At 35.5% G+C, this 16,259-nt stretch carries 16 protein-coding genes and 2 pseudogenes; 16 read left to right on the top strand and 2 right to left on the bottom strand.

The annotated features are described in order from the left end of the window. Positions 1-47: 47 nt before the first annotated feature. The 15 genes and pseudogenes from A5867_RS17715 (at position 48) to A5867_RS17640 (ending at position 12,563) form a co-directional block, all read left to right on the top strand. Positions 48-848 (top strand): MurR/RpiR family transcriptional regulator, encoded by an 801-nt coding sequence (locus A5867_RS17715; protein ID WP_087628140.1) that lies wholly within the window; start codon positions 48-50, stop codon positions 846-848. Between the two features lie 119 nt (positions 849-967). Continuing rightward, positions 968-2,224 carry a PTS transporter subunit EIIC gene (locus tag A5867_RS17710; protein WP_087628139.1) on the top strand — a complete coding sequence of 419 codons (1,257 nt, stop codon included), beginning with the start codon at positions 968-970 and terminating at the stop codon, positions 2,222-2,224. A gap of 22 nt (positions 2,225-2,246) precedes the next feature. Continuing rightward, positions 2,247-2,723: pseudogene (locus A5867_RS17705) on the top strand (family 1 glycosylhydrolase); the annotation flags it as partial. A gap of 46 nt (positions 2,724-2,769) precedes the next feature. Beyond that, a complete protein-coding gene (locus A5867_RS17700; RefSeq protein ID WP_087628137.1) occupies positions 2,770-3,804 on the top strand; it encodes a glycoside hydrolase family 1 protein in 1,035 nt (344 codons plus the stop codon). Further along, complete coding sequence (locus A5867_RS17695) at positions 3,785-4,408, top strand: YitT family protein (protein WP_087628136.1); 624 nt, start codon at positions 3,785-3,787, stop codon at positions 4,406-4,408. Before A5867_RS17700 ends, A5867_RS17695 begins: the two co-directional genes overlap by 20 nt. Positions 4,409-4,481: 73 nt before the next feature. Beyond that, the gene (locus A5867_RS17690) at positions 4,482-4,796 is read left to right on the top strand and encodes a PTS lactose/cellobiose transporter subunit IIA (protein WP_087628135.1); all 315 of its coding nucleotides are present in this window, start codon (positions 4,482-4,484) and stop codon (positions 4,794-4,796) included. Between the two features lie 200 nt (positions 4,797-4,996). Next, on the top strand, positions 4,997-5,824 hold the full coding sequence (locus A5867_RS17685) for a dihydrodipicolinate synthase family protein (protein WP_087628134.1): 828 nt from the start codon (positions 4,997-4,999) through the stop codon (positions 5,822-5,824). A 144-nt stretch (positions 5,825-5,968) separates the two neighbouring features. Next, positions 5,969-6,421 (top strand): MarR family transcriptional regulator, encoded by a 453-nt coding sequence (locus A5867_RS17680; protein WP_087628133.1) that lies wholly within the window; start codon positions 5,969-5,971, stop codon positions 6,419-6,421. A gap of 13 nt (positions 6,422-6,434) precedes the next feature. After that, positions 6,435-6,953 carry a GNAT family N-acetyltransferase gene (locus tag A5867_RS17675; protein WP_087628132.1) on the top strand — a complete coding sequence of 173 codons (519 nt, stop codon included), beginning with the start codon at positions 6,435-6,437 and terminating at the stop codon, positions 6,951-6,953. A 97-nt stretch (positions 6,954-7,050) separates the two neighbouring features. After that, complete coding sequence (locus A5867_RS17670) at positions 7,051-7,749, top strand: B3/4 domain-containing protein (protein ID WP_087628131.1); 699 nt, start codon at positions 7,051-7,053, stop codon at positions 7,747-7,749. 256 nt (positions 7,750-8,005) lie between these two features. After that, complete coding sequence (locus tag A5867_RS17665) at positions 8,006-10,567, top strand: cation-translocating P-type ATPase (RefSeq protein WP_087628130.1); 2,562 nt, start codon at positions 8,006-8,008, stop codon at positions 10,565-10,567. Positions 10,568-10,877: 310 nt separating this feature from the next. Then, positions 10,878-11,369 carry a helix-turn-helix transcriptional regulator gene (locus A5867_RS17660; RefSeq protein WP_087628129.1) on the top strand — a complete coding sequence of 164 codons (492 nt, stop codon included), beginning with the start codon at positions 10,878-10,880 and terminating at the stop codon, positions 11,367-11,369. Positions 11,370-11,482: 113 nt separating this feature from the next. After that, positions 11,483-11,689: a hypothetical protein gene (locus tag A5867_RS17655; RefSeq protein WP_005230526.1), complete on the top strand. Its 207-nt coding sequence runs from the start codon at positions 11,483-11,485 to the stop codon at positions 11,687-11,689. 175 nt (positions 11,690-11,864) lie between these two features. Then, a pseudogene (locus A5867_RS17645) lies at positions 11,865-12,157 on the top strand (hypothetical protein). A gap of 13 nt (positions 12,158-12,170) precedes the next feature. Continuing rightward, positions 12,171-12,563 carry a hypothetical protein gene (locus tag A5867_RS17640; protein WP_087628127.1) on the top strand — a complete coding sequence of 131 codons (393 nt, stop codon included), beginning with the start codon at positions 12,171-12,173 and terminating at the stop codon, positions 12,561-12,563. A gap of 161 nt (positions 12,564-12,724) precedes the next feature. Here A5867_RS17640 and A5867_RS17635 read toward each other — a convergent pair whose 3' ends face one another. Both A5867_RS17635 and A5867_RS17630 read right to left on the bottom strand, forming a co-directional pair. Beyond that, the gene (locus A5867_RS17635; protein ID WP_087628126.1) at positions 12,725-13,051 is read right to left on the bottom strand and encodes a YbjQ family protein; all 327 of its coding nucleotides are present in this window, start codon (positions 13,049-13,051) and stop codon (positions 12,725-12,727) included. A gap of 15 nt (positions 13,052-13,066) precedes the next feature. Then, positions 13,067-13,798 carry a MerR family transcriptional regulator gene (locus A5867_RS17630; RefSeq protein WP_087628125.1) on the bottom strand — a complete coding sequence of 244 codons (732 nt, stop codon included), beginning with the start codon at positions 13,796-13,798 and terminating at the stop codon, positions 13,067-13,069. Positions 13,799-14,259: 461 nt separating this feature from the next. Here A5867_RS17630 and A5867_RS18030 point away from each other — a divergent pair. Further along, positions 14,260-16,259, top strand: a 2,000-nt coding sequence (locus A5867_RS18030; protein WP_087628124.1) for a bacterial Ig-like domain-containing protein, incomplete at its 3' end; no start/stop codon positions are given.

Genomic DNA, 16,259 nt, shown 5'->3' with positions numbered 1-16,259 from the left:
GGTTAATAGTGTTATAATATATATAAAATAAAAAAGGTGAACAAACAGTGGATAGAAAGAAAATATCGGATAATCTCTATATTAGATTAGTGGATTTTATTTATAAGTGTGACAAATTAAGTACAGATTTCTATATTGCAAAATTTTTACTTGATAATTTAGATAAATTTCCTGATTTAACTAGCCAAGAAGTTGCTATGAATGCCTTTACCTCCAAGGGATCAGTTACAAAGTTCTGTAAAAAACTCGGTTACGAAAGTTTTTTCGACCTTAGGCATGATCAAGAAAAACTATCTAAAGAAGCTCATCTATTCCATGAAATCCAATCAGACAATCCACAAAAGAGTATTCAAAATTTCATCCAAAATTCTTATCAACTAGATTTAAAAATTTTTTCGATGTTTGATTACCATCAAATTATAAGAATAGCCAGCTTGATTCAATCAGCAAATTCAGTAGCACTGATTTCACCCGCATTTACTTTTGAATCTGTAAACTTATTGAAAGAAGTCCTCCATAGTAGTGGTTACAGAGTTTTTTTATTAAATAGATCCACACCTGTAGGGACTTTATTGGATATGGCTGATGAAGCTGATTTATCAATATTTATCTCTATGACAGGACAATGGATGGATAGAGAAAAAGTAGAACAGCTAGAGCGAATTAAAGATAAATCTGTTTTGATCACTACTAATCTGAACGAACGGACTCACTCACATAAAGACTCTTTCAAAGAGCTAGTAATTCTTGACAAAACATCTTTTTCATCTTCTAATTTTATTTCGACTAAATTATATACAAACTATTTTGTAGCGTTGCTCTATTATCTTGATATCAATGAATTATGACCTTCTTGACAGAAGGTTTTTTTGTATCCAAATTTGGAAACTTTACACCGTTGAAATCGATTTCTTTTGCTTAGTATAATCTACTTGTAGCTACAAACTTTAAGAGATGGGGAAAAATAATGAATAATGCTATGAGTTTCATTGAAGAGAGATTGATGCCTCCAATGGTTAAATTGGCTAATCAACGACATTTAAAAGCAGTGAGAGATGGATTAATTGCCACAATTCCATTAACTGTTATAGGCTCAATTTTTTTATTAGTTGCAAGTTTGCCATGGCCGAAAAGTTATGTGGATTTTCTTGCAGATAATCCTGATTTAGTCTCCCAATTGAAGATTCCATTTAGAATGAGTGTAGGGCTGCTTTCTGTATATGCTTCTTTCTCAATTGGGAAGCGATTAGCGGAAAGCTATAGATTAGATGGCCTTTCTGGAGGAATTGCTGCATTTTTTACATTTTTAGTTACTTTGGATTTTACATCTTTTGATGAAGGGACATTTCTATCAACTAAGTATCTTGGCGGAGAAGGTATGTTCACAGCAATCATTACAGCAATCGTTGCTATTGAAGTTATGAGGTTATGTAAGAAATATAATGTTGGGATTAAAATGCCGGAAGAAGTGCCGTCTAATGTTATGCAAAGCTTTTCTTCCATGATTCCAATTTTTTTATCGATAGGATTTGTGTGGTTTGTTGTTCACTTCTTAGGATTTGATATTAATGACTTGATTAGTAAAATTGTCTCACCTTTGTTAAGTGTGGGATCAAATACGATCTGGGCACCTTTAGTATTTGTTTTTCTAACCTGTTTAATGTGGTTATTCGGAATGCATCCCAATGTATTGTCAGCAATTATGACTCCTATATGGATTATGAATGCTGAAGCAAATATGTTGGCAGTTCAAGCTGGTGAAGCTATACCCAATATTGGTGTTAAACCGTTTATCTTTACGTTTATTTGGATAGGTGGAGGAGGAGGAACTTTGGCATTGTGCACATTAATGTGTTTCTCAAAAGCACCTTATCTTAAAAAATTGGGGCGGCTCTCAATTCTACCTGGATTTTTTAACATAAATGAACCATTGCTATTTGGTCTTCCAATTGTATTAAATCCAGCATTAGCTATTCCATTTTTTATAGCACCAATAATTACCGTTCTTGTGACATACCTAGCTTTTTCAACAGGGATTATCCCTGGTATGGCCTATCCTCTAGCAGTAGAATGGACTGTTCCGTCTATATTCGGATCGGTTATTCTTACCACGAGTCTGAAGGCTTTAGTTTTAGTGATAATTAATTTTCTAATCAGTTTAGGCATTTATTATCCTTTCTTTAAGGCATATGAGTCTAAATTAATAAAAGAATCAATGGATTAGGTATATTTGAAAGGAGAAAATTATGAATAAGAATAGTACTGTATTTCCAAAGGATTTTTTATGGGGCGGTGCGATTGCTGCCAATCAAGCAGAAGGGGCTTGGAATAAAGACGGTAAAGGATGGAGTATTGCTGATATTAACCGTTTTGAAGCTGATATTCCATTAGATCAAAAATATAATGAAGAAATAACATCTGAGTATGTGACATTTGCAATGAAGGATACAAAAGGAATCTATCCTAAAAGAGAAGCTATTGATTTCTATCATACGTATAAAGATGATCTGAAATTAATGAAAGAATTAGGACTAAAAACATTTCGTACTTCCATTAGCTGGGCTAGGGTATTTCCTAATGGAGATGATAGCACACCAAATGAAAAAGCCTTGCAATTTTATGATGATTTAATTGATGAGATCATAAAAAATGATATGGAACCAATGATTACCTTATCGCATTATGAAATGCCATTAAATTTAACTACTAATTATACTGGTTGGTATAGTAGCTGTCTCTTATACACATCTAGATGTGTATAAGAGACAGATGATTACCTTATCGCATTATGAAATGCCATTAAATTTAACTACTAATTATACTGGTTGGTATAGTAGAGAACTCATTGCCTTTTTTGTAAAATTTTGTGAGACATGTTTTGATCGTTATAAAAATAAAGTCAAATATTGGATTATTGTAAATCAGATTAACTTAATCGTTCATGAATCTTTTAATCACTTAGGAATAGCAGAGGATAAGGTGAATAATCTGGAAGAAGCGAAATATCAAGGTGTTCATAATGAAATGGTTGCATGTGGGCAAGCAACTGAAATTGCTAAGAAAATTAATCCGGATTTTCAAATTGGAATGATGCTATGTCATCAACTAGCTTATTCTGAAACTTGTAAACCAGAAGATGTTTTGGCAACTTTAAAAAGAAATCAAATGGAGTATTTCTTTGGAGACATTCTCTTACGAGGTGAATACCCTGGATATGCGTTTCGTTTTTTTGATGAAAAAGGATTTAATATTGAGATCACAGAACAAGATAAGAAAGATTTAAAAAATACAGCTGATTTCATGTCTTTTTCTTATTATTATTCTAAAATCACCAATGCAGAAACATATATGAATAAGAAATCAGCATTTAGAAATCCTAACCTTAAAGAAAGTGATTGGGGATGGAGTTTTGATCCAATTGGGTTGAGAATTGCGCTTAATGAGTATTGGGATAGATGGAAGAAACCGATTTATATCACTGAAAATGGTGTTGGTGCATTTGATAAATTAGAATCTGGTAAAATACATGATCCCTACAGAGTACAGTTTTACAAAGATCATTTGATTCAAGTAGAAGAAGCAATAAAAGATGGTGTTGATGTAAAAGGGTTTTATGCATGGGGGCCAATAGACATTGTTAGTTGCTCTTCCTCTGAGATGGAAAAAAGATACGGTTTTGTTTATGTCGATTACGATAACTATGGTAATGGTTCAGGACAACGTATAAAAAAAGACAGCTTTGAATGGTATCAAAAAGCGATTGCAACAAACGGAATCTCTCTGCATGAAGAAAAAAATGAGTAGAAATACTTGGGGCATATTTTCTTTAATTATTTTAGGCGTTAGCATTATAGCGATTGCTTATAATTCTTTTCTAAACCCTGCACAAATAAATTCAGGAAGTGTCGCTGGTTTAGCAACTGTTTTAAATGAATTCATGACGATTAAGGTAGGCTACATTATTTTTCTAGCTAATGTTCCTGTACTTGTTTGGTGTTACGTATATTTTGGACTATCAGTTTCGATTAGAACACTCTTAGGAGGATTATTACAACCTGCTTTAGTCTTAGCTTTTGAAGGCATACCTGTGTCACCATTCGATAATTTTGTAAATGCTGTTTTGGGAGGAACTTTAACTGGAGTTGGTGTCAGTATACTATATTATGCAAATGCTTCTACAGGTGGATCTGCAGCAATCGCTTTAATCATAAGCCATATGAAGAGACTAAACAAAGGATTTGTCTTGTTTCTTATAGATGGGAGCATTGTTTTGAGTAGTCTAATAGTATTTCCTGGTGAAAAAGTTTTATATTCTTTTTTAAGTGTATTTTGTTTAACCTGCACAGTTACTATTATTCAAAAACTTTATGAAAGGTTAGCTCTTTCTACTTGTACGACTTTAGAGTAATGATAATATAACTTAATTTCTGTTATCTGTGATACGATCTAGTAAATAATCTAGGAACGAAAGAGGAAGCGAAATGGATAATAATTTGGAAGTAATCATGGGATTGATCGTCAATGCCGGTGATGCAAAGAGTCACGCTATGGAAGCGATTCGGGAAGCAAAAACAGGGAATATTGAAGAAGCTTACCAGAAAATTCGGAATGCTGATAAAGCTTTGGTGGAAGCCCATCATTCACAGACTAGTTTGTTATCTGAAGAAGCCAGAGGTAACCACATAGAAATTTCTCTTTTGATGGTTCATAGTCAAGATCACTTAATGACTGCAATTGCGTTTAAAGATTTGGCAAAAGAGATTATTGATTTATATAAGTCAATTTCAAAAATATGAATATTTTATGAGGTGGTTTACGCCACCTCTATTTTTGTATTGGGCATCAGTTTAGAAGAAACGCGGTCCTTTTTGTTCTACATTGATTATAATCATAGGACGATCAATAGGAATTATTATAACAGTTCTATAATTTAGATTTACAATAATCTACAATCCAATTAATATGTATTGAAAAATTCCATTTAGGAGTGAAAATAATGAAAAATTTAAAAAGTAACTATCACATAGCTGTTCCAACTGCATTTTATAAAGACGAAGAAGTAAACACACGAGCGACAATTAACCACATTCTTTATCTACAAAAACTTGGAATAACATCTGTCCTTGTCTGTGGGTCTACTGGTGAACAACACAGTATGTCTTTGGATGAGAAAATTAAAATTCTTGATTCTATCGAAGAAGAGGGAGGGTTCAATAAGGATTTTGAAATAATTTTTGGAGTTGCTAGTGTTCGTCAAAAAGACGCTGTGACTCTAATGAAACATATCAATACGTTAGAATCTATATCCGGTATATTATTGGGAGTTCCTCCTTATATTTTGCCTAATCAATTAGAGTTGCAGAATTTTATTGAAGTAGCGGCTTCTTCAACTAAGAAACCTATTATTTTATACAATAACCCTAAGCGCACTGGAATTGATTGCAGCCCTGGAGTCATTAATGAAGTCCTCAAAATTCATAATATAATAGGAATAAAAGAAGCTGGAGATTATAATAAAATAAAAGAATATGTCTTCCCTCAAGGAAAAGAAATATATCTTTATTCTGGTGGAGAAGAGGATTTAAACAAAAAAATCGAATTAGGCTTTACACGTCTTTCCTCCGTATGGGGAAATATTTATCCTTTAGAGGTCAAGAATTGGTTTAATAATCTGCTAAACAGAGAAAATAAATCCTTTGAATATGATGAGCAATTAAATGACCTTCTATCAAAGAGTCCTATTCAGCAATTGAAAAACCAAATATCAAGAACAGAGAATATTGATATGGGGGTTGCAAGAAAACCATTGGGTATGCTTGATTGATAGTAAGACATAATTATTTTAGAAACCATATTTTATTTAGTCTTTTTTATTTAAGAATAGGGTGATAAAATAAACCTAGCCCATTATTGTTGCATATGCAACAATAATGGGCTATTATAGTGCTAGATAGGGAGGGGATAGTTCGTGGAGGATATACTTCGTGAGATAGGTTCGATCAGTAGAATGTTGGAATCAATTGCTAATATTGAATTTAAAGAGGTTCAACTCAGTAAAGGGCAATACATTTACTTAGTTCGTATATTTGAAAATGAAGGAATTATTCCTGAACGATTAGCCGAACTCATCAAAGTTGATCGCACGACTTTATCCCGGGCGGTAAAAAAGTTAGAGGAAAATGGTTTTATCCTAAAAGAGTCAGATAAAGAAAATAAAAAAATCAAACACTTATACACAACTTCCAAAGGAAAACAGGCGGTTCAATTAATCATAAGAGAAAATAACTATTCAAATAAAGTAGCGATTCAACAGTTATCTGCTTTAGAAAGAAAAAATCTTGCGGAAATGCTGGCAAAAATAAAATCTTCGGTAGAAGTTGATTGGATCAACGTCAAAAACGGGATCAAAAGAGACTATTGAAGGGAGAAGACAGATGGAAAGCTTACACTTGGTTGAATGCACAGAACGTGACATTGATATTTTGAAACAGGTAAGTATTGAAACGTTTACGGATACATTTAAAGATCAAAATGAAGAAGAAAATTTGATGGACTACATCAATTCAAGCTATACAACAGAAAAGTTAAGGGAAGAACTCACTGAGGATGAAAGCCATTTTTATTTGATAGAAAAATCGGAAGAAATCATTGGCTATTTAAAGCTAAATGTGGGTAATGCTCAAACAGAAAGCATAAAAGAGAACGCTATGGAAGTTGAGCGAATTTACATTCGATCGAAATTCCAAAGAAGCGGATATGGAAAATACCTCATCCAGTTAGCTGAATCTATAGGAAAAAAATGGAACAAATCATACATATGGTTAGGTGTGTGGGAAAAGAACTTCAACGCACGTTCTTTTTATGAGCACATGGGCTTTCACAAAGTAGGGCAACATTCATTCTACATGGGAAAAGAAGCACAGGTAGATGATATTTTGTTAAAAAGGATATAGCGATGATGGCTGCTGAAAAAACAAAGAGCCTGAAAAATAAAGGACATGAATTTGTCCAAATAAACCAAATAGGAGTGTAGAGAAAGTGAAGAAAATAATGGTCGATCAAGAATTTTGGGCGCTGTTTCCAGAAGCCCAAATCAACTGCCTTGTTGTAAAAAATATAAACAATGTTGCCGATGTTGCACACGAAACGTTTTTTACTGATTTGCTAAAAAATAGTAAAGAACAAGCAAAGCGCTACTTAACGACCGACACCTTCAGTGAAAATCAAGTGATCCAAGAATGGCGAAGCGCTTTTCAGCAATTTAAAACGAAAAAAGGGGTACGCTCTTCCATCGAAGCACTGTTGAAACGGGTGAATCAAGACAGAGAATTTTCTCCCATAAATCCTTTAGTAGATATTTATAATAGTATTTCCTTGAAATATGGTGTCCCTTTAGGCGGAGAAGACCTCGATACAATCGTTGGCGACCTTCATTTGGGCGTTGCAAAAGGTGGCGAATCTTTCTTTCCCTTAGGTGCAGATACTGATTCCCCAGCCTTGGAAAAGGAAGTCATTTACTATGATGAGAAAGGTGCAATCTGTCGATGCTTAAATTGGCGGGAAGCCCAACGTACGATGCTAACAGAAGAGACCACCCATGCTGTTTTATTCATTGAATCGATCAATGAAACACAACGGGCTCGGGTGAATGAAGCAATCAAAGAGTTAAGTCAGTTGGTTCAAGAGTATTTTAAAGTAACAGGTGATGATTATGTGCTAAGGAAAGAAAGTCCTGAAATCATTTTGTAGAGGCGTGCTTCTTATCTCTAGGATCAGGATGTACACGTACTTTTTCTCGATTTTGCATACGATTCTCTCATTTGGATTGATCGGTCATCGTGAAAATCTTGACCCAAATATTCGGATGTGCAATAATTAGGTGGAATTTAAATAATGACATTAGATTTGTTCGCCGGAATAAATCTTATTGAAGTCAGAAAAACTAACCTTAGGCTTTTATGGTTAGTTTGTCTGACTTCTTTTTTGTTTTAGGAGGTATAGGCAGATGTTAAAAGAACAATTGAAAGAAAAAGGAAAGAGCCCTAACCAGTCGGGACTTTCCAGTAAAGAAGCAGAAATGAAGCTAGAAAAATATGGGTTTAATTCCATAGAAAGCAAAGACGAGAAGCATTTTTATGACTATTTGAAAGAGTCGATGAAGGATATTACCATCTTGATTTTAATCGTTGCAACGCTCTTATCTAGTTATGTTGCTTTTCAAAATCATCCTGATGATTTTACGGAACCAATAGTCATCTTTTCAATTGTCATTCTTAATCTATATTTGTCGATTCGACAGCAAAAACATGCGGAAAAATCAATGAGTGAATTAAATAAGATGAGTGTTCCCGTAAGTAAAGTATTCAGAGATGGGGTGTTAAAAGAGATTGAAAGTTTGAACATTGTTCCTGGTGATATTGTTCAGTTGACATTAGGGGATCGTATTCCAGCAGATGCCAAGCTTTTAACGAGTAGTAATTTCTTTGTTGATGAATCGTTTCTAACTGGTGAAAGTGAACCAAGTGAAAAAGATCCCACCTATTTTTCTTCTAGGGAAGATTCTTTAGGGGACAGAAAAGACTGGGTTTTTTCTGGCTCATTGGTCGTCACAGGAAAAGCAAACGTTCGAGTTGAAAAGACAGGAATGAATACGGAAATTGGTAAAATATCGAGCTTATTAAGCAAGGAAGAAACAACCGTAGCCCCTCTACAAATAAAAATGCAAAAACTTGGGAAAGTTCTAGGACTAATCGCTATTCTCTCTGGCTTTCTAGCGATTGCTATAGGAATCAGCAAAGGATTGTCTTTAGAGACCAGCATCATGACCGCAATATCCATGGCTGTTGCTGCTATTCCAGAGGTTTTGCCAGTCGTAGTAACAATCTCTCTAGCAGTTGGTATGAGGAATATGGCACTGAAGAAAACCATCGTTAGGACTCCTTCAACAGTAGAAACCGTTGGAGGTGTTTCAATTATCTGCTCAGATAAAACTGGAACGATTACCGAAAATAAGATGATCGTAAAAGAAGTTATTATGATGAAGGATAGACTGACTTCCTGCTTAGAAATAACAGAAGAGAAGGAAAAAAATCTCTTATTTCTTTTCTATCTTGCTAGTTCGATGGAAGAAAATGCAACAGTAACCAGTAATCCAACAGAGTTGGCGATCAGAAAAAAACTGGCATCGCTCTTCACTAAAGAGGAACTAGGTAAAGTCGCTTCAACCTTTGAACAGATTCATGAAGTTCCCTTTGATTCAAAACGAAAAAGGATGACTGTCTTATATAAAGTAAACGACCAATATGTTTCTGTCACAAAAGGGGCTTTTGATCGCTTGGATCTCATTGATGCGAACAACCCCACCTACGTGAACAAGCATGATGAGTTGGCCAATCAAGCATACCGTGTTTTGGGCGTTGCTTATAAAAGATACGATGAAAAACCTACACGTCTTACTGAAGAAATTCTTGAAAGTCAGTTAGAGTTTGCAGGATTTGTTGGGATTATCGACCCAGCTCGGCCTGAAAGCTATATGGCTGTTTCTATTGCAAAACAAGCAGGGATTCAAACCGTAATGATCACAGGGGATCACTTACTGACAGCAAAGAAAATCGCAGAGGATGTAGGAATTCTCACCGATGGGAAAAAAGCAATGATCGGAGCGGATTTACATGAAATGAGCGATGAAAAATTAGCTCGTGTGATTGATGACTATCGAGTCTTTGCTCGTACTTCCCCAGAAGATAAAATTCGAATCGTAAAAGCATTCCAAAAAAACGATGAGATTGTCGCTATGACTGGCGATGGTGTCAATGATGCACCTGCATTAAAAGCAGCTGATGTAGGGATCGCAATGGGAGGTGGCACAGAAGTAGCAAAGGAAGCCTCTGATATGGTTTTAGTAGACGATAATTTTGCGACGATTGTGCAGGCGGTTGAAGAAGGACGACGGGTATACAGCAATATCAGAAAATCATTATACGCGATGCTTGGTTGCAATATTTCTGCACTGACGATCGTTTTAATTTCCTTGCTCGTTGGGTGGGGAGTACCTGTTACAGCGGTTCAATTGTTAATCATAAAAGTAGTTGCAGATGGAATCCCAGGAATGAGTCTTAGCATTGAGCCAGTCGACAAAAAAGCAATGAAGGAAGACCCTATCACTAAATACACGAGCATTTTTGCGCAAGGATTATTGGTAAAAATTGTAGAAATCTCAATTGTTTTTACAGTCGTCACATTAGGCGCGATTCTAATTGGACGTCTAGAATCGATAGAGGTTTCGCAAACAATGACATTTATTGTATTGGGATTATCAACTATTGTGCATATGTTTAATTGTAGAAGTAAAGAATCTATCCTGAAGCTGCGTTTTTTGAGCAATCCGTTGTTAGTAATGACAACCTTCATAGGTGCATTGATCATTATCTTGTTAGTAACGATTCCATTCACGCAAACCATTTTTGGCTTTGTTTCTCTTCGTGCAGTTGACTGGCTATGGGTAATCGGATTATCCATTTTTCCTTTAGTGTATATTGAAGTGAAAAAATACTTTGGCTTGTTTTAATAAGAATGATAGGAAGAGAATCTTCTGTTAACATATTTTCTTGAGAAATGAGGGAGGGCAAAAACTTGGAAGTTTTTGCATCTCCTTTAATTATTTACAGACGCTTATGATTTCTGGTTTGATAGTATTTAGAAGATATCAGAATGCACAGCAACTATTGTTGTAAAGAAGGATTCGGTAGTATGTTTCAGGAAAATCACCAGAAGTAGCCATAAAATCCCCTCTATTCTACTCTCTTTTTCAAGAATTCCTGTTAAATGGTAGGTTTTATGTCAAAATAAAAGGTAGAAATCGATGAGGAGTGGTTGGAATGAAAGAAACGATATTAGCAATGAAGCTGAAAGAATATAGAGAAAAAAACAAGCTAACGCAAAGTATGCTCGCAGAATTATTAGAAGTAAGTGACAAGACGATCTCAAAATGGGAGTTAGGTGCTACGTACCCTAGCAAAAAAAATATGATCAAAATAGCCGAAGAATTGGATATCTCATTAGAAACATTACTTTTGGAAGAAACTAAGAAAGACAATGATGATTTAAAAGTAAGTATCAAGTATGGGGTGATTAGTTTTTGCTTGATTTTTTTTGTCACGATGATCATAACTTCGTTCAATCAAAACTTCAGCAGGATTATGAATCTTTCTATTCAAGAAAAATTAGGCGTACTTTTAACCACCGCTTTAAAACTATTGAGTATCTCTGTGCCGCCAGCGATTATCATTGGCTCCGTGTTTTATTTTTATATCTTCCCTAAAAATAAAAAAGAGAACGAACCATTTCCTCGATTTCGACGGAAATGGTAGATTAGAGTATAGGAATCAAGTCATGGACAGAAAAACAGCATTTTAGATAGAAAAGAGTACTCAGTCTGGCTGGTGTGAAAAGCGCATAAATTTTACAAGAAGGAGAGAGCAGGATGGGACTATTTGGTAAAAAGAAAGAAGTCAGAAATTTAACGAAGGAAGAAGAAGCAGAAATCAAAGAAGAAATGGCACGACAAATGCTTTCAAAAAACGAAAATGATATTGGCATGGTCAAGAAAATCAAAGATCTGACAAACATGAGCACAGGACAAGCGAAAGAGCTATTCCTGAAATTCAGGGATGAGTTAACCGAGAGATAGCGGATAGGGAATGAGCCAACAACAGTCTTTCAAATGGGAGCCAGATTCGCTTCATTGACAGCTTATGCGGTTGAAAAGGATGTTGCAATCTGGTCAGTTAGTTTTATAAAACTCGGTTACGCCGTAGCACTTCTATTACAATCAAGATTTTTTTCTTCTACTGGAGGGCACAACGATGTCGAAAGAGTTAAAAAAGGTTTACAGTATTACGATGATTCAGGTAGTGATTTACGTGATTGCATTCGCCATGGCTTTTCTTAATCGCGGGATCTCACCGAACTGGCCCTTCTACTTGGTCCTAGTAGGAATATTAGTAGGATTTTTTATCCCCCAAAAATATCGCTCCCAATTTTCTTCGACTGCTCCGGGTATTTTTTAAAGAACCGTACGAGACGTACAGAAAATATAATCGAACTGACCGTCACTTGTTTCGTCATTTTTCTGGTTATTTATTTAAATCTTGTCTAGAGGGGGTGTGACCATGAATACTATCAAAAAGAAGCGACGGTTAGGATTGGTGGGTCTTTATTTACTTTTAGCTATACTGTCCTCACTTATACGACAAGTGAAGTACTATGGCATAACAGCGATGCTCATGATTATTCTCACTTTCCTCGTACTAGTCATTTTATGGGGGTCTTTGCTTCGTCACAACGTTATTCGTGTCACTTGGACAAGTAGGACTTATGAACCAAATCTTCATAAAAGTGAACGGGTGTTTTTGTTTAGCCTCGTTACTTTAGTAGCGCCGGTTCTTAGATTTCATGACCTGACTGTCTATGACCTAATCGTTTCTGTTGTAGCTATATTGGTAGGGGTAGCTGGTTTTGTAATAAATGAGCATCGATTAAATCGGAAAAAACAAACATTATAGTAGAATTTTTCATTTGATCTCAGAAGTGACCGTTTTTATGCGGTCGCTTTTTTAATGAAATAAATGATCTTTTAAGTGTATAGAAAATAAATCAGATCACGGTGATCCGCACCGTGTCTTCTTTATTTTGAAACGCGTTTTATAGAAACATACAGAATTCTCTAGTCTTCAACAACAACCGCTGTTCCGCTGGCTGTCACCACAATTAACATAATATCTGAATTTACAAATTGATTGTAGCTGATATGCGTATTGACTATGGCGTTTGCCGATAAGCGATGCGCTTGTTCTTCCAACTCCACGAGAGCCAACTTTCTTCCTTTAGCGTATTCATCAGAATAGGTAGTAGATTTTCCACCAAATATCCCTTTTATCCCACTTATGGCGTCCTTTACAATGTTCACGGAAATCACTTGTTCATTAAAAATAGCTCCTTTTACTTCACTGATTTTTTGGTCTGCAATGGTCTCGGTTGTTACTAAATACATAATAGATTCCTTCTTTCACAATTTCATTTCTACAGTAAAAATAGTGGCGCTGTTATAGGCTAATGAGCAATAGACGTTTTCAAAAAATAAGAGTTGATTTTGAGAAATATTTCTGACAGACAGCAGTTTGTCAGTTAAAAAAAGGTCGATATTTTGTTTGATACAATCTTCCGTCTCCACGATAAAACTCATACTTGCATAAGTCCCTTTAGTAAAAGCAAATTCCCCTTCTTCCTTTTTACTTTCAAGACAAGGGATATCTTCATTTTCACGATGAACATAAAAAATTTGATCTAGAGAGGATAGATTCATATTATTGGCTTTTATCAAATCCACCTCGCCATTTTCCACAACTGATTCTGGAAAAGAATGAAAATAACGATCGGATCTCTCGAAGAAACTTATTTCGTTTAACTTGTAGGAATTTTGGGCTTCGATAACGGCGTGTACGGTATTTTTTATAGCCAGCAATTCATCGATCTTTTTTTGGATCGTTTGTTCGGCTTCAGTAAAAAAAGGTGCCATGTTTGATTGGGTCAAAATGGTTTTGATGGAACGAAGCGAGTAACCAATATTTTTAAAAACGAGAATCTGATAGAGTTTGTAGACATTTTCTTCATCAAAGAAAAAATACCCGTTTTCATTCCGTTCCTTTGGTGTGAGCAATTCGATATCAATATAGTGTCGAATGGTGTGTTTCGAAATAGAAAACAATGATGCTAGTTCACTTGTTGTAAGTAATTTCATAAGTAGCCTCCTGAGGATAAGTATATCTTGTCGGGTAACCACACAGTCAATAGCTTATGAAAAAATATGGAATATATCTTCTTCTAAAACACAATTCTCGTACACTGTTATACCAAAATGTCAGTTCTCTAGTGAGAAGCATCCAAAGTCTGCAGTTCTAATATTTTAGTTCCATGAAAAAAATAGAAATTCCTATGCACAAAAAAAAAGGATAATAGAAAAAGTACGTTTATAGTTTTGGATTATATAATTATAAGGATGAGATGGTTAAGATGAAGAAATAATAGATAGTAAGCCTCCCTTGAATTGTAGGTTACGCACTTGTGATATAGACATTATAAATCATAGCATTTAGCAAATAATTTTATGTAATAACCGTTGTTAGGTGTTTTTTTTTAATAAATTAAAATGCGTAGTTTAATGCTAAGATGCCGTTTGTTAAATCGAAATGAGGAGAAAAAATGAAAAATAAACATATGCACCTTTTTTTAGTTGGATTATTGTTTGGGTCAATTGTAATGAATCCAGTACAAGCATTGACAGATACGCTCGGAATAGCACCTGCTCAGGAACAAGAAGCTGCCAATCTTTTATCGGAACCTTTGAACAGCTTTGAAAAAAGTGAAAATCAGGAACCGTCGCCTGATAACAAAGATGTATTTTCTGAAAGTGAAGCTAAGGAAAACCTTTTGGAGAATGAAACGTCAAGCAGTCTAGAAGATGATGCTGCTATGAATGAGGAGCAATCGGATAACAGTAAAGAACTATCTGAAAGCCAGTCATCTGAATCCAATACGAGTGAAAGTATGAAAGATAATGCTGACCAGAATCAAATACATAAAAAAGACTCAAAGATGCTTATGGCTCCAATGGAAGCTTCAGAAACGTTCACTTATGATTTAACAGTCGAATATGATCCTCTTAAGTTTAAATCTTTGGTAATCGATTTACCCATTCCTGAAAAATATATACAGGATGAACTATATTTTCGTCTTCTGTTAGGTGGAGATGACGGAAATTTTTACGAGTACAAATCGGATCAGCAATATTTCATGACAGGTTCATCACATAGCAATCCAGTAATAGGAGTGAACACTTTACAAATGTCATGGAGTAATTTCACTCAAGGTTGGAGCCCTGATGATTATGAATATTTTGGGTTTACTGTGGTTATTCATTACAAAGATGCTAACGGGAATGACCTATTTACAGCTGCATACAATATCCGTTTTACAAACAGCCACTTAACTATTCAGTATGTAGATGAATCAGGTCATGAAATCTACCCTTCACGTCGAATTGATGATAGTAGAAATCAGCCCTATAACGTTTCAACTAGCGACTATATTCCACAAATTCCAGGATATGAGCTAGACACAAGTAAGTTGCCTTCTAATGCTATTGGAGTATTTCAACGTGGTGAATTTACTGTTACCTATGTTTATCAGAAAGCGCAAATTGATTATACCGATATTTTGATTAAAGATAGTACTATTCATACACAAGACACATGGTCACCGATTGATAACTTTATCGAGGCTTCATCAAAAGAAGGGAAACAGCTAACTTATGAGGAATTTTTGGCAAACGGCGGGATTATCTCTGGTACAGTAGACACACAGACAGCGGGTACTTATACGGTTAGTTATACTCTCAATAATCTAACCAAGGATGCAACAATAGTTGTTAAGCCTCGGCTGACCGCCATAAATGTCTCTGACTCAACAATCTATGTGGGTGATCCATGGGAAGCAGAGGATAATTTTGAGAGTGCATTAGACAAAGATGGCAACGATGTTGATTTTTCAGCCCTAACGGTCGATGCCAGTAAAGCAGATACGAGTAAAGCCGGCAGTTTTGACGTCACGTATACGTACGATGGTGTAACCAGTACAGCGATTGTTACGGTCAAAGAAAAACAAACTGCGGTGAACGTCCATGATTCAACGATTTATGTGGGAGATAATTGGGAAGCAGAAGATAACTTCGACAGTGCGTTAGATAAAGATGGTAATCCGATAGATTTCCAAGAACTGACGGTCGATGCTAGTAAAGCAGAAACAAATAAAGCAGGTACTTTTGAAGTCACCTATACGTACGATGGTGTAACGAGTACAGCGATCATTACGGTCAAAGAAAAAATGACAGCCGTCAACGTCCATGATTCCACGATTTATGTGGGTGATTCATGGCAAGCAGAAGATAATTTCGATAGTGCGTTAGATAAAGATGGTAACGACGTTGCACTTTCAGATCTGACGGTCGATGCTAGTAAAGCCGACACAAGTAAAGCAGGGACCTTTGAAGTCAAGTACACGTATGATGGTGTAACGAGTACAGCGATTGTTACAGTCAAAGAAAAAATGACAGCCGTCAATGTCCACGATTCCACGATCTACGTGGGGGATAACTGGGAAGCAGAAGATAATTTCGATAGTGCGTTAGATAAAGATGGCAACGA

The sequence above is a fragment of the Enterococcus sp. 6D12_DIV0197 genome, assembly GCF_002174385.1.
Taxonomy (GTDB): Bacteria; Bacillota; Bacilli; order Lactobacillales; family Enterococcaceae; genus Enterococcus_D; species Enterococcus_D casseliflavus.
This window is presented reverse-complemented; position numbering and strand designations above follow the sequence as displayed.